22 protein-coding genes and 1 pseudogene are annotated in these 24,644 nt (G+C 50.3%); 5 read left to right on the top strand and 18 right to left on the bottom strand.

Features of this window, described 5'->3' with window-relative positions; all coding sequences use genetic code 11:
* Positions 1–149: 149 nt before the first annotated feature.
* Complete coding sequence (locus VFS25_RS02905; RefSeq protein WP_326460610.1) at positions 150–860, bottom strand: NUDIX hydrolase; 711 nt, start codon at positions 858–860, stop codon at positions 150–152.
* 112 nt (positions 861–972) lie between these two features.
* Complete coding sequence (locus VFS25_RS02900) at positions 973–2,625, bottom strand: amidohydrolase (RefSeq protein ID WP_326460609.1); 1,653 nt, start codon at positions 2,623–2,625, stop codon at positions 973–975.
* A gap of 49 nt (positions 2,626–2,674) precedes the next feature.
* Here VFS25_RS02900 and ligA point away from each other — a divergent pair, with 49 nt between their 5' ends.
* Genes ligA through VFS25_RS02885 form a run of 3 tightly spaced genes read left to right on the top strand, consistent with a single transcriptional unit; the run spans position 2,675 to position 6,098 of the window.
* Positions 2,675–4,840: an NAD-dependent DNA ligase LigA gene (ligA, locus tag VFS25_RS02895; RefSeq protein ID WP_326460608.1), complete on the top strand. Its 2,166-nt coding sequence runs from the start codon at positions 2,675–2,677 to the stop codon at positions 4,838–4,840.
* 10 nt (positions 4,841–4,850) lie between these two features.
* Entirely contained in the window at positions 4,851–5,654 is an 804-nt protein-coding gene (locus tag VFS25_RS02890; RefSeq protein ID WP_326460607.1) for a class I SAM-dependent methyltransferase, read from the top strand.
* A 3-nt stretch (positions 5,655–5,657) separates the two neighbouring features.
* Positions 5,658–6,098, top strand: a complete 441-nt coding sequence (locus VFS25_RS02885; protein WP_326460606.1) for a nucleoside deaminase — start codon at positions 5,658–5,660, stop codon at positions 6,096–6,098.
* Between the two features lie 395 nt (positions 6,099–6,493).
* Here VFS25_RS02885 and VFS25_RS02880 read toward each other — a convergent pair whose 3' ends face one another.
* Together VFS25_RS02880 and VFS25_RS02875 are read right to left on the bottom strand one after the other, a co-directional pair.
* On the bottom strand, positions 6,494–7,435 hold the full coding sequence (locus VFS25_RS02880; RefSeq protein ID WP_326460605.1) for an SPFH domain-containing protein: 942 nt from the start codon (positions 7,433–7,435) through the stop codon (positions 6,494–6,496).
* 341 nt (positions 7,436–7,776) lie between these two features.
* Positions 7,777–8,481, bottom strand: coding sequence for a LuxR C-terminal-related transcriptional regulator (locus VFS25_RS02875; protein WP_326460604.1), 705 nt, complete (start codon positions 8,479–8,481; stop codon positions 7,777–7,779).
* A 121-nt stretch (positions 8,482–8,602) separates the two neighbouring features.
* Here VFS25_RS02875 and VFS25_RS02870 point away from each other — a divergent pair, with 121 nt between their 5' ends.
* On the top strand, positions 8,603–8,764 hold the full coding sequence (locus VFS25_RS02870; RefSeq protein WP_326460603.1) for a hypothetical protein: 162 nt from the start codon (positions 8,603–8,605) through the stop codon (positions 8,762–8,764).
* A gap of 211 nt (positions 8,765–8,975) precedes the next feature.
* Entirely contained in the window at positions 8,976–9,584 is a 609-nt protein-coding gene (locus VFS25_RS02865) for a superoxide dismutase (RefSeq protein ID WP_326460602.1), read from the top strand.
* A gap of 83 nt (positions 9,585–9,667) precedes the next feature.
* Here VFS25_RS02865 and VFS25_RS02860 read toward each other — a convergent pair whose 3' ends face one another.
* The 14 genes and pseudogenes from VFS25_RS02860 to VFS25_RS02795 form a co-directional block, all read right to left on the bottom strand.
* Positions 9,668–10,462, bottom strand: coding sequence for a DUF1080 domain-containing protein (locus VFS25_RS02860; RefSeq protein ID WP_326460601.1), 795 nt, complete (start codon positions 10,460–10,462; stop codon positions 9,668–9,670).
* Between the two features lie 19 nt (positions 10,463–10,481).
* Positions 10,482–11,867, bottom strand: coding sequence for a Gfo/Idh/MocA family oxidoreductase (locus VFS25_RS02855; protein ID WP_326460600.1), 1,386 nt, complete (start codon positions 11,865–11,867; stop codon positions 10,482–10,484).
* Between the two features lie 91 nt (positions 11,868–11,958).
* Positions 11,959–12,768, bottom strand: a complete 810-nt coding sequence (locus tag VFS25_RS02850) for an endonuclease/exonuclease/phosphatase family protein (protein WP_326460599.1) — start codon at positions 12,766–12,768, stop codon at positions 11,959–11,961.
* A 14-nt stretch (positions 12,769–12,782) separates the two neighbouring features.
* Positions 12,783–14,477 (bottom strand): RagB/SusD family nutrient uptake outer membrane protein, encoded by a 1,695-nt coding sequence (locus VFS25_RS02845; protein WP_326460598.1) that lies wholly within the window; start codon positions 14,475–14,477, stop codon positions 12,783–12,785.
* 8 nt (positions 14,478–14,485) lie between these two features.
* Positions 14,486–17,992, bottom strand: a complete 3,507-nt coding sequence (locus tag VFS25_RS02840) for a TonB-dependent receptor (protein ID WP_326460597.1) — start codon at positions 17,990–17,992, stop codon at positions 14,486–14,488.
* Positions 17,993–18,003: 11 nt separating this feature from the next.
* Positions 18,004–19,050, bottom strand: coding sequence for a FecR family protein (locus VFS25_RS02835; protein WP_326460596.1), 1,047 nt, complete (start codon positions 19,048–19,050; stop codon positions 18,004–18,006).
* A gap of 85 nt (positions 19,051–19,135) precedes the next feature.
* Positions 19,136–19,798, bottom strand: coding sequence for a sigma-70 family RNA polymerase sigma factor (locus VFS25_RS02830; protein WP_326460595.1), 663 nt, complete (start codon positions 19,796–19,798; stop codon positions 19,136–19,138).
* Between the two features lie 213 nt (positions 19,799–20,011).
* A complete protein-coding gene (locus VFS25_RS02825; protein ID WP_326460594.1) occupies positions 20,012–21,679 on the bottom strand; it encodes a S41 family peptidase in 1,668 nt (555 codons plus the stop codon).
* A gap of 120 nt (positions 21,680–21,799) precedes the next feature.
* Complete coding sequence (yidD, locus tag VFS25_RS02820; protein ID WP_326460593.1) at positions 21,800–22,030, bottom strand: membrane protein insertion efficiency factor YidD; 231 nt, start codon at positions 22,028–22,030, stop codon at positions 21,800–21,802.
* Positions 22,031–22,048: 18 nt separating this feature from the next.
* A complete protein-coding gene (locus VFS25_RS02815) occupies positions 22,049–22,453 on the bottom strand; it encodes a ribonuclease P protein component (protein WP_326460622.1) in 405 nt (134 codons plus the stop codon).
* Positions 22,454–22,474: 21 nt separating this feature from the next.
* On the bottom strand, positions 22,475–22,630 hold the full coding sequence (rpmH, locus tag VFS25_RS02810) for a 50S ribosomal protein L34 (RefSeq protein ID WP_012788729.1): 156 nt from the start codon (positions 22,628–22,630) through the stop codon (positions 22,475–22,477).
* A gap of 187 nt (positions 22,631–22,817) precedes the next feature.
* Positions 22,818–23,327, bottom strand: a complete 510-nt coding sequence (locus VFS25_RS02805; RefSeq protein ID WP_326460592.1) for an OmpH family outer membrane protein — start codon at positions 23,325–23,327, stop codon at positions 22,818–22,820.
* Positions 23,328–23,382: 55 nt separating this feature from the next.
* A complete protein-coding gene (locus VFS25_RS02800; protein WP_326460591.1) occupies positions 23,383–23,901 on the bottom strand; it encodes an OmpH family outer membrane protein in 519 nt (172 codons plus the stop codon).
* An 88-nt stretch (positions 23,902–23,989) separates the two neighbouring features.
* A pseudogene (locus VFS25_RS02795) lies at positions 23,990–24,644 on the bottom strand (outer membrane protein assembly factor); the annotation flags it as partial.

The following is a 24,644-nucleotide window of genomic DNA, read 5'->3' as shown; positions in this document are numbered from 1 at the left end:
TTGTTAAAAAAAAATTTTGCGCTTACTTTTTTTGAAAGCGTATTTATTACGCTTTTCAATACATGCTTTGCGGCTCCTTGCCTGTGGCCTGTTACAGCGCTATGCATTATACGTTAAAACAATTTGTGTGTTGTAACCTGCAACAGGTATCAGAAGCCGATACCTAAATCGCGCTTCTTCTGCTGATCGTATTTTTCAAAGTTGAACTTATACAGGCGTGCGGGCCGGTGCGGTACGTCATCCTCCTCTTCATGCAGGTCTACCAGCAGGTCCATGGATAAAAATTTCTTGCGGAAGTTGCGCCGGTCCAGCTTTACATCCAATATGGCTTCGTACAGGTTCTGCAGCTCACGGAGGGAGAATTTTTTCGGCAACAGGTTAAAGCCTACCGGCTGCTCTATGATCTTATGCTTTAAACGTTCATGGCAGCAGTGTAAAATTTCCAGGTGATCAAACGCCATATCTGTTACGTCTTTCACGGTACACCAGTGCAGGTCATTACGGTGATTTTTCAGTGTATTCTGCTCTATATTCACCAGTGAATAATACGCTACGGTAACTACCCGGCCGGCAGGATGCCGGTGCACGCCGCCAAAAGTTCCTACCTGCTCCATATACACGTGATCCAGGCCGGTACGCGTTTTCAGCACACGGTAGGCAGCAGCTTCCAGCTCTTCATCCGGATGCACAATGTCGCCCAGCAGCGACCATTTGTCTTTAAATTCATGGAGGTCCGACGCTATCAGCAGCACCTTCAGCTGGTCATTGTCAAAGCCAAAGATGACACAGTCTACTGAAACAGCCATTTTAAAGTAGTTCCTGATCTCTGTCAGATGCCCATTGATGTTTTTTGCCTGCATAGCTACAAAACGTGGAATTGATGGCCGGCCGCTTATTGTATATTGATGATCTCAGTTTTTCTGCTGCGCTTCACTAATAAAAGTTATGTATTTTTTTAACACCAGGAACAAATTATTTTACCCCGCCGGCTTTATACACTTTTTCGCCCCCGCTAAAAGTAGCCAGCACCCTGGTGTTCAGCAGCGCATTAAAAGGCACCCCCATGAGGTCGTGGTCCAGTATTACAAAATCGGCCAGTTTGCCTGCCTCCAGGCTGCCACGGCTTTTTTCTTCAAAACAACCTTTAGCTGCCCATATGGTCATACCCTGCAAAGCCTGCTGGCGGGTTAATGCATTCTCTTTCTGGAAACCGCCCGGCGGGTAACCGCTGGCGTCTGTACGGGCCACTGCCGCCAGGAATGTTTTCAGGGGGTTTATATCTTCTACCGGGAAGTCGGTGCCCAGGGGCATCCAGCCATTCTGCTGCAGCAGCTGCTGGTTGGCATAGGCATGATGAATGCGCTCCGGCCCCAAGCGGGCGCCGGCCCAGTACATATCAGAGGTGGCATGTGTTGGCTGTACAGAAGGGATAATGCTGTATTGCCCGAACAATGGTATATCCGCAGGAGCTACCACCTGCGCATGCTCTATACGCCAGCGCCGGTCGTTCTTTCCTTTCAACACGTTGCCGTATATACGCAGTATTACGCGGTTGGCAGAGTCGCCTATGGCATGCGTGCATAGCTGAAACCTGGTGTTCGCCAGCTGTGCCGCACGCATGGCAAAGTGGCTGCTGTCGTGCAGCAAAAAGCCGCGCCATCCCGGTTTATCCGCATAATCCTGCAACAGGCAGGCCCCGCGCGATCCCAACGCACCATCCGCATAACATTTAAAGCCGGCGATGTTAATGTGATCGGTGCGGTAAGGGCCTTTGGGCAAAAAGTAATCGTAATTAACGGCGCTGTCTGTTAACAGCACGTATAACCGCATTTTCAGCAGCTGCTTTTGCTGCAGGCTGTCTATCAGCAATGCCGCATCTTTCATAATACCGCAATCGGCAATGGTGGTAAGGCCTGCGGCAAAACAATTGGCGGCAGCTTCCTGCAACGCCTTTTGCACATATGCGATAGTGGGCTGCGGCACTTTATCCTGCACCAGCCCCACGGCATTGTCAATGAGTATACCTGTTAGCTTTCCCTGCCTGGTTTCTATTACGCCGCCGCCCAGGGTTTGGCCTGTATGCACGCCGGCAGCATCCAGTGCGGCCTGGTTGGCAATAGCCGCATGCCCGTCTACCCGGCCCAGTAACACCGGCGTATGGGGAAACAGGCTGTCCAGCAGGGTTTTATCCGGGAAGCTTTTCTGCGGCCAGTCGTTCTGGTCCCAGCCGCGGCCCAGCACCCACTGCCCCGCTGCAGGGGGATGGCTGCCGGTAAAGGCCTTTACACGGTCTATTACCTCCCGCCAGCTTTGCGTGCCGGTAAGGTCGGCCTGCTGCAGGCTAAGGCCATATTCTACAAAATGGGCATGGGCGTCAATAAAGCCGGGGTATATAAAATGCCCCGCCGCATCTTCGATCCGCGAAGCGGTATAATTATCCAGGATGGTTTTATCATCTCCCACGGCCACTATCTTTCCGCCACGCACGGCCATTGCCTGCGCCCGGCTGAAATGCGCATCCACAGTATATATTACAGCATGATGGATAATGAGGTCTGCTTGTTTTTTACTGCTGCAGCTCCAGCAAAACAGGGCTATGCAGCAAACGGGCATTAATAACTTCATGAGGGAGTATTATGTATAAAAACTAAATTTACGCACAGTTTCGAATAATATGTACACCAAGGAAATAGAACGCACCCTGGCCCAGATGGGCAAAGACCTGCTGGCCAAACATGCCAAACAACAGCTGCTCAATAACCCGGAAGAAACAATGGAAGCGCTGCAGCGCGTGATCAGTTATAACGACTGGCGCTATTACGTGCAAAGCGATCCGGTGCTGAGCGACTTTGAGTACGACCAGCTGTTTGCCTGGCTGAAACAGCTGGAGCAGGAAAACCCGCACCTGGTAAGCCCCGACTCACCTACGCAACGGGTAGCGCAGGGGCTTTCTACCACCGCTTCTGCTACATCTGCCACAACAACCACCCGGCCTGCGCAGGGAGCAACCAAAGCTTTCCCCACCGTTCAGCACCTGGTGCCCATGTTAAGCCTTGATAATTCCTATAATCCTGATGATTTAAGGGAATGGGACCGGAAGGTTGTGGAGCTTTCCGGCTTAACAGACAACGAATACTGTATTGAACCAAAATTTGACGGCGCCAGCATCTCGCTGATCTATGAAAACGATCAGCTGGTAAGAGGCGCTACCCGTGGAGATGGCATTTCCGGGGAAGATATTACAGTAAATATCCGGCAAATAGGAAATATTCCCTTGTCTGCCAACTTCAGCGCCTATGGCATTCAAACCATTGAGATCAGGGGTGAGGTGCTGATAAACAAAACCACCTTTAAAGCATACAACGACCAGCGTATTGCAGATAACCTGCCGCCGCTGGCCAATCCGCGCAACGCGGCCTCCGGCTCGCTGCGCATGGTAGACCCGCGCGAAGTAGCCAAACGCGGGCTCGAAGCTTTCCTGTATCACATGAGCTACCATGTAATGGAAAAAGGAAAAGATGAGCCGGAAGCCATCAGGACCCACAGCAATACGCTGGACCTGTTGAGCCACCTGGGCTTCCGCAGCCCCGGCAAAGAGAAGAAAGTGGTAAAAGGCATACAGGCTGTAATTGATTACTGCCTGCAGTTTGAAACGGAACGCGATAACCTGCCTTATGAAATAGACGGTATGGTAATAAAGGTGAACGATTATGCGCTGCAGGACAAGCTGGGCATGACCACCCACCACCCGCGCTGGGCCATTGCCTACAAATTCAAGGCCAGGCAGGCCACCAGCAAGCTGCGTAAGGTTGAGTTCCAGGTAGGGCGCACCGGCTCCATTACACCAGTGGCTAAAATAGATCCCGTGCCTATTGGCGGTGTTACCGTTGGCTCCATTTCCCTGTTTAATGAAGATGTGGTGCGGGAAAAAGACCTGAAGATAGGCGATACCGTGCTGGTAGAAAGGGCCGGCGATGTAATACCCTATATTGTAAAATCCGTGGCCGACCTGCGCGACGGCTCGGAGCAGGATATTGTATTTCCGAAAAACTGCCCGGTATGCGACAGCAAGCTCGAAAAGCCCGAAGGGGAAAGCGTTTGGCGCTGCCCCAACATCAACTGCGAAGCGCAGGTGATTGAGCGCATGATCCATTTTGTAAGTAAAGACGCCATGGATATACGCAGCCTGGGCGAAAGCAATGTACGCAAGTTCTATACCCTGGGGCTGATGAAAGATATTCCCGGCATTTATGAGCTGGACTTTGACAAGCTGTCGCAGCTGGAAGGCTTTGGAAAAAAATCGCTGGATAACCTGAAGGCCGCCATTGAGCAATCCAAAACGCAGCCCCTGCACCGCCTTATATTTGGCCTGGGCATACGCTATGTAGGGGAAACCACCGCCAAAACACTGGCCAATGCCATTCATCACCTGCTTGACTATACGAGCTGGACATCCGAACAGCTTTTGGAGCTGGAAGATATTGGCCCCAAGGTAGCCGGCGCTATTACCCGCTTTTTTGAAAATGCAGATAACATCGCGGTGTTGAAAAAGCTGGAAACGTTAGGCGTAAACCTGGTTAACAACAAATCGTCGCAGTCCGGCGGCAGCAGCCTGGAAGGGCAAACCTTCCTGTTCACCGGCACCCTGGCCAAGCTGAAACGCAGTGAGGCAGAGGAAATGGTAGAGCAGCAGGGCGGCAAAATACTGAGCGGCGTAAGCAGCAAGCTCAATTACCTGGTAGTAGGCGAAGACGCCGGTAGTAAGCTGGAAAAGGCCAAAAAGATCAATACCATCAGCATACTGACGGAAGATGAATTTATAAAGATGATAGCACCGTAAAAAGATCACTATGGATGAGATAGAAGCCGGCAGGTACTGGAACGACAATGCTGTAGCATGGACAGCCCTTGCCCGGGCAGGGTTTGATATTTGCCGGGACGGTTTTAACACCCCCGCATTCTTTCAGCTGCTGCCGGAAATAAAAGGATTACAAGGCATTGACATTGGCTGTGGTGAAGGCGGCAATACCCGGCTGCTGGCCCAACAGGGCGCTACGCTGCAGGCAGTTGACATTTCGGAACGCTTTATTGCCAATGCCCGGGAAATGGAAAACCGGGCGCCGCTGGGTATTACTTATACCGTTGCCAGCGCTACCCGCCTGCCTTTTGATGACGGCTGTTTTGACTTTGCCGCTTCATTCATGTGCCTGATGGATATACCTTACCCGGAAGCAGCGTTGAAAGAAGCTTTCCGTGTATTAAAGCCAAACGGTTTTTTGCAGTTCTCCATCACGCATCCCTGCTTTGACACGCCGCACCGGGAAAATGTAAGATCTGCAAACGGTACAACCTATGCCGTTGAAATCGGCGGCTACTTCAACTATCAAAACGGTAAAGTGTCGGAATGGACCTTCAGCGCAGCACCCGATGAAGTAAAACAACAGTACGGCCGGTTTAAGGTTCCTTTGTTTAACAGAACACTGTCCCAGTGGATAAATGCCATTATTGATGCAGGGTTTACCCTTGAACGGATCAATGAACCCTACCCCGGCGCTGAGGCGCTTGAAAAATATCCATCCCTGCAGGATGCGCAGGTAGTGCCGTACTTCCTGCATTTTTTATGCAGGAAACCCGGCCGCAAAGATCATAAATAAGCTATGGACGATAACTATTTCATGCAGCAGGCGCTGAAAGAGGCGCGCAAAGCTTTCGATGACGGAGAGGTACCTATTGGCGCCGTAGTGGTTATAAACCAGCAGATCATAGGCCGCGGCTACAACCAGGTAGAGCTGCTGAAAGACAGCACTGCCCATGCGGAAATGCTGGCCCTCACGGCTGCCTTCAATTACCTGGGCAGCAAATACCTGATGGAAGCCACTTTATACGTAACACTGGAACCTTGCCTCATGTGCGCCGGCGCCCTGTACTGGAGTAAAATAGGCCGTATTGTATACGCTGCGCGGGACGATAAGCACAGCTATCGCCGCTCCACCGGCCAGCAGTCTCCTTTTCATCCCAAAACCAGTCTGGAGCAAGGCCCCTGCGAAGCCGAAAGCCTGCAGCTGGTAAAGGCATTTTTTGCACAAAAAAGACAGTAGGCAATTGACAATTACGAATTATCAATTACGAATTGGGCGGCGCCTGGTATATGATATGTGCTGCTAAGGAGCGCAACGCGTTCATTACCTATCTGCAAAAAGGGACAGCACAATTGGGGACATTCACAGGCTGCCCTACATTACACATTTCAGTTAACCACTGCCCTATAGTAACGCCGCACCTGCAGGTACCGGCGCAAGGACCTTGCCCGGCGTGCTACGACATTCCGGGCTTAATCAGAGCACGTGCGTAAATACGCTTGACAAGGCTCAATAGCCCTCCAAACAGGCGGGCGCAGTCCGGCGCCGGACCTGCAGGAAGGCACATTAATTAATAAGGGCAAAAAAAAGCGGTTACGCTAACGTAACCGCTTCAAAAATTTGCAATAAAACAATTAACGCTTCACATCATCCACTTCCATTAACCTGTTCATCGCCATCATTTGCTTCATTGTATGCTCCATGCCTTCTGACGAGCCATCGAGGAATATTACGTTGCCCCTGCCGTTTTCGGCAAAGTTCTTAATGGCTTCTGTCCACATGGAGAACAGGATCACCGAAGTGTCTAAATTAGCCTGCTGCATTTCCTTGGCAGCGGTGGTCATGCCTTTGGCTACTTCTTCGCGGAACAGCGCAACACCCTGGCCGCGCAGCTGGGCAGCCTGGCGTTCTGCTTCTGCGGCTATTTTAATAGCATTGCCCTCTGCTTCCGCGGCCTTGGTTTTGGTGATCAGCAGGGCCTGTCCTTCATTTTCAGCTGCTGCTTTCAGGTTGTTGGAAGCCACTACCTGCGCCATGGATTTCATAATGGCATCGTCAAAGGTAATGTCGTTCATCTGCAGGTCCAGCAGGTGATAGCCCCATCCTTCCAGTGTTTTATCGATCTGCTCCTTTACATTCTCGGTAATTTCCCGGCGCAGGCCCAGCACCTCAGACTGGCGTTTGGTAGCTACAAAGCCACGTATAGAGCCTTCAATGGTACGTATCAGCGCCTGCATAAAACTACGTTCATCCATAAACTTAAATGCCACGCTTTTAATGGTTTCCTCCTCCTGGTTCCATACTGCATACAGCAGCATTGCTTTAAAGTATACATTGGCCTGGTCAATGGTGATGGCCTGGAACTCCAGCTCTACAGAACGGTTCTGGATGGAAATGCGTTTAAATACCTTTTCTATAAGGGGTATTTTAAAATTAAGACCAGGGCGCATAATACGGCTGTATTTACCAAAAATAGTGGTTACCGCTATTGTACCTTGTTGTACGGTTACAAAGGAAGACAATACAACCCAAAGGATTAAAAAGAGGATGATGATGGTGAAAACAATATTCGGCATGTTACAGGGATTTGAATTCAGAAGCTAAATATAATCAAATTGCCGAATATATATGTTGTAGGAAAACAAACAATGGATGGCACTGTGGCTAAAAAATACAACGAATGAAGAATAAAATAGCTTGGTATTGATCTTATATCTGATCTCCTGTATATATAGTTTAATGGTATTGTTTGTTTCCGCTATGGCAGCAGGTTATATTCGCATATATTAATTCTTTTTCCCCGGTTTATCATAGCAGGGATGCAGGATGCTATTACGCTTACTAAAATAATCGTGTTTATTTGCCCATAAAATACCCAAGCTTGGGTATTTTTTTGAAAGTTTTGTTAATGTATAGCTTACTGGAAACCGATGTTGCGGGCAATGGTTACCAGCTCGGTAGTGTTGCGTACCTTCAGCTTCAGGCGTATGTTTTTGCGGTGTGTTTCCACCGTATAACGGCTCAGGTTCAGCTGCTGGGCAATCTCCTTATTGTTTAAACCCTTTACGGCCAGGGCCAGCACATCTTTCTCCCGGAAAGTAAGCTTATCCAGCAGGCTTTCATTCTGCCGGCGTAACAGCTCGCTCATGGCGTCGGCCAGCTGCGTGTGCGTATCAATGGCTACGGTCAGGTCCAGGAAAGCGCATATTACCTCCCCTACCTCTCCCTGCTCATCCTGGCTGAAAGGGATGGTTAGCCCTACTACCCATCGCCATTCACGCTGCCCTTTGGGCTTTACGCGTGCAACGCCGCCAAAGCTATTTTTCCTGTTCTGAAAAGATGTATCTGCTATACTGGTCAGCTCAAAATCATCGGGGTGCATGAACTGCCTGAAAAATTCCCGGCCCAGTGTATGCATTTCATTTAGGGTAAAGCCCGTAAAGCGCTCCATGTATGCATTACACCAGCTTATACGGTTAACATGCCTGTCGGCGGTAAACACCATGGCCGGTGTATGATGCAGTATGCTTTCCAGCCACTGTACACGTTCTTTTAACCGCTCATGTTCCTGCTGTAATGGTGTGATTGGGTTTGATCTCATGCCCGGGTCTTCGGTCTGCATACATTAAGTTTTAAACAAACAATAGTGAAACCTGCTGCTCACGTGCTGGCATATACGAAAAAAAAGGTATATAAAACAGCTGTTACAACACTTATTCTGTAAATTTAGAATAAAATCCCATATGTGCAAGCTTAATTTACAGCTGCAATGCGCGCCTGCTACTTACAGCCAACATGCCGTACAGGAACAGTATGGCGGCGTGGATGACCTGCTTCGCATTGGCATGCCGGCGCAGCATAGCATGTATAGCCTGCTATGCAGGCTTACGGCTTATAACTTTTAAGCAATGTTTTGTATTATTTAAACATCATTTAACCACCGCACAGCTTACTGCTTTCTTTGCCAGCTGCCTGGTACGGCGGTATGCACACTATGCTGTACCTTTAATACGCGTATGCGCACCTTACACGATTGTTTGATATTTCCCCTATTAGGCAGTAAATTTGAAACCCGTAAATTTTACAACTTATTCATTAACCAATAAAAATTGAGTTATGGCATTTACACTTCCGAGCTTACCATATGCTGCCGATGCATTGGAACCGCATATTGATAAAACTACCATGGAAATACACCATGGCAAGCACCACCAGGCTTATGTAGATAACCTGAACAAAGCTATAGCCGGCACAGAGCATGAAAATAAATCACTGGAAGAGCTGGTTGCCAGCGCCGGTAAAATAAGCCCTGCTGTAAGAAACAATGGCGGCGGCCACTGGAACCACAGCTTTTTCTGGAAAATACTGGGCCCCAACGCAGGCGGCGAACCCAAGGGCAAGCTGGCTGATGATATTAAGAGCACTTTCGGCTCTTTTGACGCCTTCAAAGAAAAGTTCAACAATGCAGGCGCTACCCGCTTTGGTTCCGGCTGGGCCTGGCTTATTGTAAAAGACGGCAAGCTGGAGGTAACCTCTACCCCTAACCAGGATAACCCGCTGATGGATGTTGCCGAAGTAAAAGGCACCCCCATTTTAGGCGTGGATGTATGGGAACATGCTTACTACCTGAAATACCAGAACCGCCGCCCGGAATACCTGAAAGCTTTCTGGAACGCTGTAAACTGGGATGCTGTTAGCCAAAACTACGAAGCTGCACAGAAATAGTGCATGCAGCATAAAACAAAAAAGAGGACGTATGTGATACGTCCTCTTTTTTTATGCACGGCCATCAGCCGTAAAGCAACCGGTTACTTCAGCTGCTTAATCTTAATATTTTTGAACCATATTTCGCTGCCATGGTCCTGCAGGTCTATATGGCCTTTCTTGGTGGCGCCATAGCCCGGCGCATCTTTCCATTTGCCGCTGGCTTTGGCTTTCTTCCATTCCGGTGAGCCAATGGTGTATTCCGCTGTTTTTTGTCCGTTCAGCCAATGTTCCACATGCCCGTGATTTACAACAATACGGGTATTGTTCCACTCTCCTATAGGTTTGGCTGCTGCCACCAGCGGGTCGCTCATGGCATAGTTAGCGCCGGTTTTTTGCCAGCCTTCCAGCTTTTCAGGAAAATTTTCATCATCTATCAGCTGGTACTCCGGACCGCTTTTATAGGCGGCTTCATATTCTTCAGAGGCCAGGTAAATAATGCCGCTGTTGCCTTTGGGGGCCAGCTTCCAGTCAACCTGCAGCTCAAAGTTTTCAAAAGTGCTGTCGCTGGTAAGGTCTGCCCGCTTATCGCTCTTGTCTTTTTCGTTGCCCAGGCAATGCAGTGTGCCGTTATCCGCTACCCAGCTGTTAGAGGTTCTGCCTTTGTAAATATGCCAGCCGTCCAGGTTCTGGCCGTTGAACAGCAGCTGCCAGCCTTCTGCCTTTTCAGCATCCGTAAGCGTGTTGGCGTTACTGTTATCTTCCACAGCTGCCATGGCTGCGGTAGTATCTGCGCTGATGCTGGTTGAGTCGGTGCTGCTTTCAGCCGTACTGCCGCTGTTGCACGCCATAGCCGTTACTGTTAACAGCGATAAAGCCGGAATAACTAATTTTCTCATGATCTATGCTTTTTACTGGTTAAATCATTTTCAGGTGCTCGGGATCCCATTGGATGATCCTGTTCTGGAAATAGCTGTCGTTGCACAGCAGGGCCGGCGCAGCTGCGCGGTAGCCGAACAGCGCATCTTCATGCACTTTGCCGCCGGTGCGCATGGCGTTGAACAGGTTGTAAAAGTGGTCAAAGTGCGCGCCTTTATAACCTTCATCTGCCACATACTCCAGCTTTTCGGGCGGCAGCATGCTTTTGCGGTTATATACATATTGCTTGCCATTGGCGGCAGCGCCTTCTCCCTTTTTGCTTTTCAGCAGGGGATCTTCTTCCGGCTTCTGGTTACGGTACAGCGTTACCTTATCCCACTCTACCGTCATAGAACCTTCGCTGCCTACCATACGCAGGTAGTTGGTGCCGCCGGTACCGTCTACAAAATTTACGCGTAACGAAAGGTTAAAGGCAGGATGAGCGGCTGTTTCCGGGTAATCGAACATGCCCAGCATAACATCCGGCACCTCACGCCCGTCTTTCCAGTAACGCAGGCCGCCGGTAGCCATTACCTTGTTGGGGCCTATGGAACCGGTTACAAAATGCAGGCTGGAGAACAGGTGTACAAACAGGTCGCCGGAAACGCCGGTACCATAATCCCTGTAATTGCGCCAGCGGAAAAAGCGCAGCGGGTCAAACTCGCGTTTGGGCGCATTTTTCAGGTAGGTTTCCCAATCTACCGTTTTGGGCGATGCATCTGCCGGTATGGGGTATTGCCAGGCGCCCAGGGGCGACATACGCGCCCAAAAACCTTCGGCATAATTCAGCTCGCCGATAGCGCCATCCTTCAGCAGCTGGCGGGCTTTTTCATTGCCCAATGAGCTCATACCCTGGCTGCCTACCTGGTACACTACCTTCCCGTTCTTTTGCTGGGCTTCCACTACAGCCGGCCCTTCACCGATCTCGTGCACCATCGGTTTTTCGCAGTATACGGATTTGCCCTTGTTCATGGCGGCTACAGAAATATCCTTATGCCAGAAATCCGGCGTGGCAATAATTACCGCATCCACATCTTTACGCTCCAGTATCTCCCGGTAATCGCGCGTGGTGTAAATATCATTGCCCCATTTCTTTTTTGCATCTGCCAAACGGCCGTCGTACAGGTCGCAGGCAGCAATCAACTTAACACCAGGCACCGTAATGGCGGTATTGGTATCGGAGGTACCCATGCCGCCCGCGCCTATCAGGGCAATCTGTATCTGGTCATTGGCGCTGTATTTTTCATGTATGCGTGACAGTGAGGCCAGGTGGCGCTGCCTGTCTGCAGCAGTAATAATATTAGGCAGTAAAGACGCGCCTACTACGCTTTTGGCTAGTTTGCTGATAAATCCCCGGCGGGAATTTTCCATCGAATTTTCAGACATGTGTTTTCTGGTTTGCGTGTTTAATAACGTGATCTGGTTGAAAGCAACAGATTTTAATTTAGCACTTAAATAGCGTAAATCATAATTTAATTCACTGCAGCAGCACCAGGGTAGCCGCTACCGGCAGGTGGTCCGATGCATAACGCTCGGGTATTACCGTGTGCGCCGTTACTTTAAAAGCATTTGCCGGCGCATAGGCAATATGATCTATGGTGCGGTTGGGCTTATCAACCGGGATAGTGAACGCGCAATTGCTGCAGGTGCGCGTAAAAGCGCTGTCCAGCACCTGTATGGTAGCGCTGCCGGGCTTTGAATTAAAATCGCCGCCCAGTATTACCGGCATGCCGGCCGTACCCAGTATACCCGCAATGGCGCGTATCTGCAAAAGGCGGTCTGTTTCCGGCTTTAATACATCCAGGTGCGTGCTGGCCATCATTACCTGCCGGCCATTAGGCAGCTTTACCGTAACAGTGCACAATGCACGCGGCTCTCCCTTTGATCCGGGGGCCGATGGTAATGCATAGGCATGCCCCTGCTGTATGGGATAGCGCGAAAGTACGGCAATGCCATACTCGCCACCACCATACGGGATGCCTTTTGCAAACCGCGCATGCATGCCGGTTTTTTCGGCCAGCACCGCTGCTTCATCTACATCGCGGCCGGAGCGGCCGGTATGTACATCTACTTCCTGCAGGGCTACAAAATCCGGCTGCTGCTGCTTTATAACATTCGCAATAGCATCCAGGTCTATCACATCTTTCTTTGATGGCGGGTTGGCATGGTGAATGTTATAGGTTAATACCTTAATGGTATCGGCCGCCATGCCTTGCGTGCCTGTAACTGCTTTATGTGTGCTGCAGGCACATAGCAAAGCACACAGGGTTATCAGGTAATGTTTCATCTCTTATATATCATTTATTCCCATCCGGGGTTTTGTCCCAGGTCGGGGTTCCGCTGGTACTGTGTTAACGGCACAGGCCACAGGTAATTCTTCGGATCTATGAACCGGCGGCCGGTATTCACGATCATATACCCGTCTGCATCTACCTTTACGCTGGATACATACTGCTGCATGTAGTCCGGTACAAAAGCTTTCTTCATTCCTTTTGCATCTGCCGCCAGCAGGCTGCCCTGTTTCCAGCGCAGCAGGTCAAAATAACGCTGACCTTCCAGGGCCAGCTCTACGCGGCGCTCCCGGCGTATTTCCTGTCGCAGGTCCATGCCCCAGGCATTCAGCTCAGAAATAATCATGTGGTGCATGCCCACGCGGTCGCGCAGCTTGTTAATGGTCATATCCAGGTCGGCCTGTGTAAGCTTACCCTGCATTTCACGTGCTTCTGCATAGTTCAGCAACATTTCTGCATACCGCATAATGTGAATGTCGTTCGGGTCTTTATTATAGGTGGCTACCGCCGATACCTGCACGTATTTGGTAAAGTAATAGCCGGTGGCCGTTACGCATCCCTTTTTATCGGAGTTGAATTTGGGCAGGTTAAAAATAGTGGACGGGCTGGCGTCCTGGTCCCCATCGTCTTTGCCGCCCCAATCGGCGCCGGGCGCCAGTATGGTTTGCGACATGCGGGGATCGCGGTTCTTAAATACATCGCCGTAAGCCGTTTGCGCGCCTTCGTTATACAAAGGTGATTTTTCAATAGGCATACCATCTGTGCACAGGTAAGCATCCACTAACGATTTGGTAGGATTAAAGCGGGAGGTTTGGTCCGGCACCTGGCACTCGCGGCTCATGTTATGCATAGACACGTCTATGAGGTACAGGCGGGCCAGCATGGTTTCCTTATTGGCGCCATTGGCCAGCTTGCCTTTATGCGTAAACAGCTCGTTATAGCTGTTGGTGCCGCCGGCGGTATACAGCTTGTACACATTCAGGTCCATTACTGCTTTGGCGGCTGCTTCGGCTACATCATACTTGCCGTAGAACAGCGCTACCCGCGACTTCCAGCCCAATGCGGCCCCTTTGGTAATGCGGCCCAGGTCACCCGATCCGTAGGTGGTAGGCAGCTCCATGGCTGCAGAATCCAGCTGCTGCAATATAAAGTCCACCACCTGCGCGCGCGGCGTACGGGGGCCGTACACCAGGTCATCGCTAATGTTCAGTGTGTTGGTGGCCAGCGGCACATCGCCAAAGAAAAAGCTCAGGTAGCTGTACAGGAAAGCGCGCAGGAAACGCACCTCACCTGCATACTGGTCCAGCTTGGCCTGCTGTACGCCCGTGGCTTTCTGATAGTTTTCCAGGAAGTGGTTGCAGCGGCGTATGCCTTTAAACTGGTTCACCCATTCGCTGTTAAGCGTGCCCAGGGTAAAGTCATAGTTGCCGGTGGAAATAGCCAGGTAATCGCTCATGGGCGGGTATATGGTATTATCGCCCATGTTTTCCATATCCACTACATTCTTGCCTTTCAGGTAATCGTAGCAGGCATTCACCGCCAGCTTCAGCTGGCCTTCTGTTTTCCAGAACTCGTCGTTGGGAATAGCATCCAGCGCGCCGCGGTCGAGAAAGTTCTTGGAGCAGCTGTTCAAACAGCAGGCGGCTACTACCCCTGTTATGCCCCATATGGCTATACGTATAAAACGGAATATATGTTGCTGCATGGCAGTGGTTATTTAAAGTTAATGTTAAGACCAAACACAAAGGTTTTTACCTGCGGGTACGTACCGCCGCTGGTGGTAACGGTTTCGGGATCGTATGCGTAAAAGAAATTGGTTTTGGTGAACAGGTTGTCCATTGATACGTATGCGCGTAACCGTTGTATGCGCAAACGGCTGGTCCAGTTGCTGGGCAGCGTATAACCGATCTGTATGTTCTTCAGGCGCAGGTAAGAAGCATCCTGCAGCCAGTAGTCCGACTGGCGGGCGGTGGTATTACGCGTGTCCAGGTAGGTGAAGCGGGGGTACCAGGCATCCGTATTCTCCGGCGTCCAGTGATCGCGGTGCACCTCCTGCGGGTAGGAACCATACGCCTGAAAGGTGTGAATGGCAATACTGTTAATATACCCGTTGCCTTTGCCTACGCCCTGTATGAAAAATGAAAAGTCAATGTTCTTCCATCCGAAATTGCCGCGCAGGGAGTAAGTGTAGCGCGGAAAAGCATCGCCTATTACTTCACGGTCCTTATCTGCCGTAATAACGCCGTCACCGTCCAGGTCGCGGTATTTAATATCGCCCGGCGCTACCTTGCCCTGGTCCGCGTCAAAAATGGGGAAGTTGGGTATCAGCTTGCCGCTGGCGTCTTTGGTAAAGTCGCTTTCCTGCGCCAGCCCGTCGGTACGGTAGCCGTAAAATGCATTAATAGGATAGCCTACCTGCAATATACGGTTGCCTAATACGGGCGGTGCGCCGCCCAGGTTCAGCACTTTATTGCGCACATCCGACAGCTGCGCGTTAAAACCGTAGGTAAATTCGTTCACGTTGTCTGCCCAGCCCAGTGACAGCTCCCATCCTTTATTGGACACATCGCCTGCATTCTGGTCCGGCACTTCCAGGCCCAGTATGTCTGGCTGCGGTACTTTCAGCTGTATGTCCTTGGTGCGTTTGTCAAACCAGTCGGCGCTTACGCTCAGGCGGTTATTAAAGAAGGCCAGGTCTACACCCAGGTTCAGCATATTCACTTTTTCCCAGCGCAGTAACGGGTTGGCCAGGTTGGTTTGCGCTACGCCGCGGGTGAGTATGTTGCCTATAGGCATGGTGCCAACGCCGGTGAGCACCTGCATGTAAGGGTACCATTCGGAATAAGCTGAGCCATCGGCGCCATACTGGTTACCCAGGCTGCCGTAGGAAACGCGCAGCTTACCTTCGTTCAGCCAGCGGCTGATGCTGCTTTGCTTTATAAAATTCTCCTGCGTAAAGCGCCAGCCGGCAGAGGCGGAAGGGAAGGAGCCATAGCGCAGTTCGGGCGCATAACGGGAAGACCCATCGTAACGGAAGTTCAGCTCCAGCAGGTATTTTTCATTAAAATCATAGTTCAGGCGGCCAAACCAGGAACGCAGCGCATACTGGTAGCCATCGCCGGTGGCATTGGGATTGTCGGAGCCCAGGTTAAACACCGGTACATCATCACTGGGAAAATTCTGCTTGCTGGCGTACCATGACTCATACCGGTACGACTCCTGCTGGTAACCGAGCAATACCTTAAAATGATGCTTGTTCAGCGCAAGGGCATAGTTCAATAAACCGGACAGGTTTTCCATGCGGCTGGTATAGTCGCGCATTTCCAGCTTGTTGCTGGTGGCATTGGAGTACCACAGGTCGCCACTGTCGGGGTAGTAGTAATCTATTTTACGGCTAAAGGTAGCACGGCGCTGGTTGATGATATTGGTGCCATACTGCCCGGTGAAATCCAAGTTTTTCCAGATGTGTACTTTGGCAGATACATTGCCGGTTACTTCCTGTGATTTAAAGTTGTTATAGCCGCCATCCGTTGCAATGGCTACCGGGTTGCTGGAGCCGCCGCCATACCCCCAGGTGCCGTTGGTAAACTTCACGGGGTTCAGGGGCGACATGGTGAGTGATGTGTAAATAGGCCCGGAGTCTTCGTCTGTACCGCCGGCCGGCTGGTTCTGGGTACGGTCTATATACCCCAGGTTACCGTCAATATCAACAATGTCAAACAGGCGCATAACATTCATACGGGCGCGTACATTGTTGCGTACAGCGCTGTACTGGTCGCCTACTACCAGGCCGTCCTGGTTCTGGCGGCCATAGGAAAGATAGTAGGTCATGTTCTGCGATCCGCCGTTCACGCTCAGGTTATGCTCCTGCTGCGGGGCCGTGCTTTTGATCAGCGCTTTGGGCCAGTTGGTGTTGGCGAAATAATCCGGGTCTGTACCGTCCTTTGCCTTCTGTATATCTTCGGGTGTATAGGTTTCGGGCAGGTTCACATTCCGCTGCGCCTCATTCAGCATTTCCATGTATTCGGGGGCGCTTACCATTTTAGGCAGGGCATACGGCTTTTGTATGCCGTAGTAGCCGTTGTAGCTCAGCACCGGCTTCTGGTTCTGCTTCCCTTTTTTGGTGGTAACCAGTATAACGCCGTTGGCTGCACGCGAACCATAAATGGCGGCGGATGCCGCATCCTTTAACACAGATACGCTTTCAATATCCGTGGGGTTCAGGAAGTTGATGTCGCCGGGTATACCGTCTATCAGTATAAAAGGGTTAGCGTTGTTGGTAGTACCGGTACCGCGCACACGTAAAGTAGCGCCGCCCGCACCGGGGAAGCCGGTATTATTAATGGCGGTTAAGCCGGGCAGCAGCCCCTGTAAAGCGGTTGACATGGAGGTAACCGGGCGGCCAGCCAGCTCTTTCTCCCCTACCATGGCTACAGCGCCGGTAAGGTCTACCTTCTTTTGGGTGCCATAACCTACTACCACCACCTGGTTCAGCAGTCGCGTATCTTCATTCAGCACTACATCTATTTCCTGCTGGTCATTCACCATAATTTCCCTGGGCAGATAGCCCACGTAGGAGAACAGCAGGATGGCGTTATTGCCGGTTACATTGATCTCGAACCTGCCATCGGTATTGGTAACGGTACCATTACCGGTGCCTTTTACCGTAACGGTTACGCCAGGCAGCGGAATGTTGCCGGCGCCCCTTACAGTGCCGCTTACGCGCTTTACCTGTATGTAGCTTAAATAGTCGGCATTAAACGCCGGGTTGTGCACGGCATTAATATTTTGCCCTACCAGCGCTGAGGAAACGGGAATATTCCTGTTATTGGCCGCTTCTCCTGTATTGCCGGCTTCATCATTTGACGATGAAATGGCAAACTGCTGCGCAGTGATCTGCTTCAGCTCCAGGCCATAGGGCCGGATCACGGTTACCAGGGAATAGGCAAATGCTTTTTCCTTAAAGTCTTCGTTACCGGCGTTAATTTTCATTTGCAGCAGCTCTGATCTGCAGATGAAGCTTACATTATGCTGCTTTTCTATTACCTGTAATATATCTCCCAGTGTTTGCAGCTGTTTGCGTGCAACCTGGTAGCGGTACGCGCCGTGCAGCGGTTGGGCGGCGGCCAGGTCCTGTGCATGCAGGGAAGGCCCTACCAAACAGGCAGCGCACAGCAATGCGTAGCTGCCCATCAGTTTTAACGGTACATTTGTCGGCATATCAGGGAATTTTATTTATTAGTTTTTGGTTGAATAAAAAGTGTATCGGCGCTTTTGGTGATTTTTACGTTCAGCGCAAAGGAGAGCGTTTCCAGCAGCAGCTTTTCATCCTTTACCCGCAACCCGCCGGAAAGCTTTGTTTGCGCCAGCCCGGCGCCGCTGATACGTACTTTATAGCCGTAAATATCTTCTATGTACGCGGCCAGCTCCTGCAGCGTTACGTTTTGCAATTGCTGGCTTTCCTCCTTCCATACAGCATACAGGTCGGCATTCACCTTTTTCTTGATGATCTTGTTTTGTTTTGCGGAGTATTGTACAAAATCGCCGGGAGAGAGCACCAGCGGCTGATTTGGCAGCTCATTGCACTGCACCTTTATTTTACCCGTGTTCAGGGTTACATTGGTGAACGTGCGGTTTGCCTTTACATTAAAAGACGTGCCCAGTACATCAATATCCAGGTTATTGCTATGCACTACAAAAGCATTGGCTGTGCGCAGCCCCGCGGTTAGCGGCCTTACGTCAAAAAAAGCCTCACCGTTCAGCCATACTTCGCGTTTGCCGCCCTCCAGCCAGTTGGGCCGGAAAGACACGGATGCATGCGCGTTCAGTATTACGCGGGAGCTGTCGGGCAGCCAAATAGTGCGCACCCCGTCTGCCAGCCCGTTATACTGTACTTTGCCGGCCGGCATAAGCGTTAGCTGCCGCCCGATGAGGGCCATGCCGCCTGCTACCACGGCCGCCGCCGCCCACCACCACAGCCTGCGCAAACTTTTTTCTTTTACTGCCACCGGCTGCTGCTCCAGGGCTGCTATGCGGTGCAGGCTGCGCTCCAGGGAGGCAGCTGCCATCAACGGCGCAGGCGCATCTTCCTTAAACTGTAAACCCAGTATAAAGGCGCGGGCAGCCATTATTTGCGCCTGCTTATGCGGATGCGCCGCCAGCCAGTTTTTCCAGAATGCATTGCTTTCCGCATCGGGAAATTTCACCCATTGCAGAAAGGCATCATCGGCAATAAAATCATTGGTATCAAAGTGTTCGTAATCTTTTGGTTGCTCCATTTTGTGGTGTTACAGTAACAGGAGCGGCGGGGAATACATTTTACCCCACAAACACGAAACTTTTTTTTAAAAAAATTATAAGGGCTTATAAAGATGGGGGAATCTGCGTTGCGCATATCATGGCCGAAAGCTGCAGGCTGCCCAGCGCAGCGGCCAGCGGCGCCAGGGTAAACAGGGCTTTTACCAGGGGAGCGGTATTATACGCATCACGCAGCATTAATATGGCGCGTGCTACCAGCTTATAGGTGGCTTTAACGGATATGTTCAGGATGCCGGCAATCTCCTCATAGCTCATGTTCTCATAAAAGCGGAAAAATACAGCCTCTTTTTGCCGGGGCGTTAACCGGCGCATGGCATTGCGCAGCACCTGCAGCTGCTCCTGCTGCTCTTCCGCTACCACGCGCTGCTGCTCGGCAGATATTTCCAGCGCAAAGGCATAATTATCCGTAGCCGCAATATCTTCCTGTATCTTTTTATGCCGGGCAAGCAGGTTCAGTAAATAGTGCCGGAACGATACAAACAGGTAGCTTTTCAGCTCCCTTACAGCGGCCAGCTTCTCGCGCTGCATCCAAAAGCGCACAAAAATCTCCTGGATGCTGTCCTCCACCAGGGCAGCATCTACCGTAAACTTGCAGCCGTAATTATACAAACGGGGATAGTATATCTTATAGATATACGCATACGCATTTTTATCGCCCCCTTTGCAAGCTTCCCAGGTTGCAGGATCTATATGTGGCTGATCATTCATTCACATGAACAGGAAAAACGTAAAATTATTAATATTGACCGCGCTGTTGTGTTATCATTCAATTAAGAAAAATCCCCTTGCTGCAGTATTCCATAACGTTGAATGGGAACAAGCTAATAAAAAAAATACAATTCCAATAGTAAAAACAACAATGCCGCAAAACCCTGCGGTACTGCGGCATTGCCTGCATTCATGTATTGTTACAACAAATATTTATTTCAGCAGCTGCTGGTACTCCTGGGGGTTATGGAACAGGCGTATGGCTTCATTTACCTCATCATCCCAGGCCAGGGAACGTTCTATACGGCCTTTCTGTAAATAGTAGCGGTTCACGATCTCCTCTTCCAGCAGGCGTTTGATCTCGGTTTTATGCTTCAGCAGGTCTTGCTTTTTATCATGCCGCATTTTCTGCTGCAGCGCTTCAAACTCCGCGGCTACGGCATCGTAATATTTTTCCTTGCGGGCGGTGGACTCAAAACTTTCCAGCGCTTCCTCACTGTGTGTTTTATAGCTGTAATCCTTACCGTCAAGAAACCGCACAAAATCCGCAAACTCATCTTCACCCAGCTTAAAGCTGCCCGCCGGGGCAATTTTAGGATGGGCGTAATAATACCTGGTGGCATAGTCAAAAATGTATTGCTTGCGCAGCAGGGTAATGGCTACCTGGCTAAGGTACTGCGGGTCTACCGGCGCATCGGGCTCAATACCGCCCCCGTCTTTCACCTTGCGGCCGCCCAGGGTAGTAAAGGAGCGGCGCAGGGAGTCGGGCACATAATCTACTTCGCCTTCCTGGTTGCGGTGGCTGTAATCAATGGCTTGTATGCAACGGCCGCTGGGCGTGTAGTATTTGGCGGTGGTAACTTTCAGCTTGGCGTTGTATGGCAGGGGGCGCGTGGTTTGCACCAGCCCTTTCCCGAAGGAGCGCTGGCCTACCACTACCCCGCGGTCCAGGTCCTGCACGGCGCCGGCTACAATTTCAGATGCGGAGGCGGAGGAGCGGTTGGTAAGCACGGCCAGGGGTATGTTCACATCGGCTGCCGCCTGCTGTGTTTTGTACTCCCGGTCCCAGTTTTTCACCTTGCCTTTGGTGCTTACGATCAGCCGGTTCTTGTCAATAAAAATATTGGCCACATTTACCGCTTCATCCAGCAGGCCGCCGGGGTTGCCCCGCAGGTCCAGTATAACGCCTTTCATGCCCGGGTGCTCCTGCTTCAGCTTTTCAAAGGTCCATTGTACCTGGGCGCCGCTGTTTTCCGTAAACTGCACCATTTTAATGTAGCCTACATCGTTGCTTACCATGCCGGCATAGCTTACCGGCATTACATTAATTTCTTCGCGTACTATTTTTTTAGTGGTTTCAACGCCGGTAACCGGGTTTTTCAGCAACATATCCAGGGAGGTGCCTGCGGTGCCTTTCAGCAGGCGGCTTATCTCTTCCTGGTCCATTCCCCCGGTGGGTTTGCCATCGAGCTGCAGCAGCAGGTCGCCGGGCTTAACGCCGGCGCGGTCCATGGGGCTGCCCTGGTAAATGTCAGTGATTACGGTACTGTCGCCGCTGGTATTAATGGAGGCGCCTACCCCGCCGTACCGGCCGGTGGCCATAAACTTCAGGTCGTCCAGGTTCTCTTCCGGTATAAAATCGGTATAAGGGTCTGTTTCCTCCAGCATAGACTCTATGCCTTTGTGCATTACTTTTTCGGGCGACAGGTCATCTACATAATAGGTGTTCAGCTCCCGGTAAAAAGCGGCAAAAATGTCGAGGTTTTTGGCTATCTGGAAGTACTTGTCGTTTTCATTAAAGGCCAGCAGGCCCGCGCCGGCGCCCAGCAGTACCAATACCAGCAGCAGTAATTTTCTTCTTTTATGAAAGATGTTGCGCATAAACAATAAATAAAAAGTAAAAAATTAAAAGGAAAAAGTTAAAACCGGGCATCTCTTTCCCGAACATAAGGCAGCTTTATACACAGCCCAGCTGTTTTTTATTTTTAACTTTTTACTTTGTCAGGGCACCGGGTCATAACCATGCCCGCCCCAGGGATGACAGGACAGGATGCGTTTGGCAGTGAGGTAGCCCCCTTTAAAAAGCCCGTATTTTTTTAATGCTGTAATGCCGTATTGAGAGCAGGAGGGCGTATAGCGGCATTTTGCGCCCAGTAGCGGCGATATGATCCATTGATATACCCTGATTAAACCAATAAACGGATACCCCAGCCATCTTAACAACTTCTGCATAATCCTGTATTGTATGGTTTACCGGCTTGCGCCATCACTGGCGGTTGCCTGCTGCAAACGCTCTAAAATTACCGAAATTTTGTGGTGAAGGGTAGCGAATGGGGCTATTTTTTTATCGGTATAAATGAAGAAAACGGCCAGCTGCAGGGAGTGTTGCTGCAGGTGGTCATATAAAGCCTGCTTTTGCAGGCGCCAGGCTTCGCGGCCCAGGCGTTTTACGCGGTTACGGTCCACTGCGCGGGGAAAGTGCCGTGAGGAGGCGCTAAAGCCGGCCTGAACGGGCGGTGCGCCCGCCGGCAGCTGCACCGGCAGGTATATGATGCGGTATGGAAAAACAGAAAACGCTTTTCCGTCCCGAAAAAGCGTTTCAATCAGTTTCCTGCTTTTTAACCTTTCTTCCCGTTTAAAAGAATAAGTTTTTATAGCGCATTGAGTTTTACGATCTTATTTCAGCTTCCGCTCATCAGAAACCGTCAGTTTCTTACGACCTTTTGCCCTGCGGGAAGCCAATACTTTACGGCCGTTAGCAGTTTCCATTCTCTTTCTGAAACCATGGACGCTCTTTCTGCGTCTGTTATGCGGTTGAAAAGTACGTTTCATTTTAATTTTGTTTTACCTGTACTACTATACTAAATCCGCCCGGGACGGATATCCTGTTTTCAAAATGGAAGGCAAAGGTAGGAATTTCTTTTAATAAAATTATAGTTGGTGGTATTTTTATTTGCCTGCCTTAAAAGTAAAAGCCTGCCCTATATTCATGCAGGGCAGGCTTTACCGTATTATTGGATTATTTTATACCCAGCTTGGTCTTTACAGCGGTCAGCAGGTCATCACCGGAAGGTGATACCAGCAGCACGCCTACTGAGCTGTCCATTACATAGTTGTAACCTTTTTCCTTGGCTACATCTTCAATGGCTTTGCGGGCTTTGTCGTAAATAGGCTTCAGCACTTCCTGGCGCTTGGCGTCTATTTTCTGGTCGGCGGCGTTGCGGTATTCTTCAATGCGTTTCTGAATATCCTGTATTTCCTTTCCTTTGATCTCTTTCATGTTCTCGGTCATGCTGGCGGCCTGCGCGTCAAAATCCTTCATCTTCTTGGTATACTCGTCTACCAGACCTTTACCATCCGTTTCCAGTGATTGTGCATAGGTTTGGAGGGTAGTTTGCGCTGCTTTGGTTTCAGGCATTGCATCCAGCAAAGCCTGGGTATTGATGTGTGCTATTTTAGTTTGCGCCATTGCATTTACGCCGAATAAACCGGAAACAGCTACAAAAGCAATAATTACGTACTTCTTCATGATGTTGTCTGTGTTTAAAAAAATTTTAAGTCTTACTTATTGGTTAAAAAATGGTTTACTGCTTCTTTACGCCCAGTGATGCTAAAATATCTTCGCTTTTGTCCAGCTTGGGATCTGAAAAAATTACGGTGATGCCTGCGGACTTATCCAGCACAAAATCATACATGCGGCTGGCCGCCAGTTTCTGCACCGCATTGTAAATCTTATCCTGTATAGGTTTTATCAGCTCTTCCCGCTTTTTAAACAAATCGCCCTCATAACCAAAACGTTTCCGCTGCAGCTCTTTGGCGTCCTTTTCCTTGGCCACTATCTCATCTTCCCTTTTCTTTTTCAATTCGTCTGTAAGCATTACCTGCTCTGCCTGATAGGCTTTATACATCTTGTCTATCTCCTGGAACTTGGCGTCAATCTCTTTCTGCCACTGGTCTGCTATTGCATCCAGCTTGGATTGCGCTTCTTTATAATCCGGTATGCTTTCCAGGATATACTTAGTGTCTATTACACAGTACCGTTGGGCGTTTGCCGCATATGCCGCAAACAGGATAACAGCTAATGTGATGAATAATTTTTTCATCTTAGTTCGCAATTTTTTAAGAAATGCAATATAAAATTTATAATCTATACAAACATCAATCTAACACATATCTAACACGCTGCCTGTATTATTCCGGTTCAAAGCCCAGCATAAAGGTGAACTTAGCTGCATCCTTTATTCCATTGCCGGGGGTCAAACGGTCAAAACCTATGCCATAGTCAAAGCCCAGCAGGCCGAACATGGGCAGGTAAAAGCGCATGCCCAAACCGGCAGAGCGGCGCAGGCGGAACGGATTGTATTCATTAAAGTCGCGGTAACCGTTAGCGGCCTCCAGGAACGCCAGGCCAAAGATGGTTGAGCTGGGGTTGAGGCTGAACGGATAACGCAGCTCCATTACATACTTGTTAAAAATGGTAAAGCCCTCATAACCAACCGGCTGCCCGTTTTCGGGGTTCACCTTGGGATTGCTGGTATAATATACCGGGTAACCACGCTGCGAGATAATGTCGCGGTCATAAATCGCAAAGTTGCTCAAACCATCGCCACCCAGCTCAAAACGGCCAAAGGGCGATAACGTTGTACGGGTGTTATACCGGCTAATGTAGCCGAACTTGGCGGCCACTTTCAGCACAAAGGTTTTATTGTCAGTGCCTTTGGGCTTGCTCAGGGGCACATACCATTCTGCGTTAAAGCGGTATTTCTGGTATTCTATGAAGTTGAACTGATCGGCAATAGACTCCTTGGTGTAATCCTTGTCGGGATTGAACAGGGAGTAGGGCGGC

This window comes from Chitinophaga sp., assembly GCF_035761305.1.
Taxonomy (GTDB): domain Bacteria; phylum Bacteroidota; class Bacteroidia; order Chitinophagales; family Chitinophagaceae; genus Chitinophaga.
This window is presented reverse-complemented; position numbering and strand designations above follow the sequence as displayed.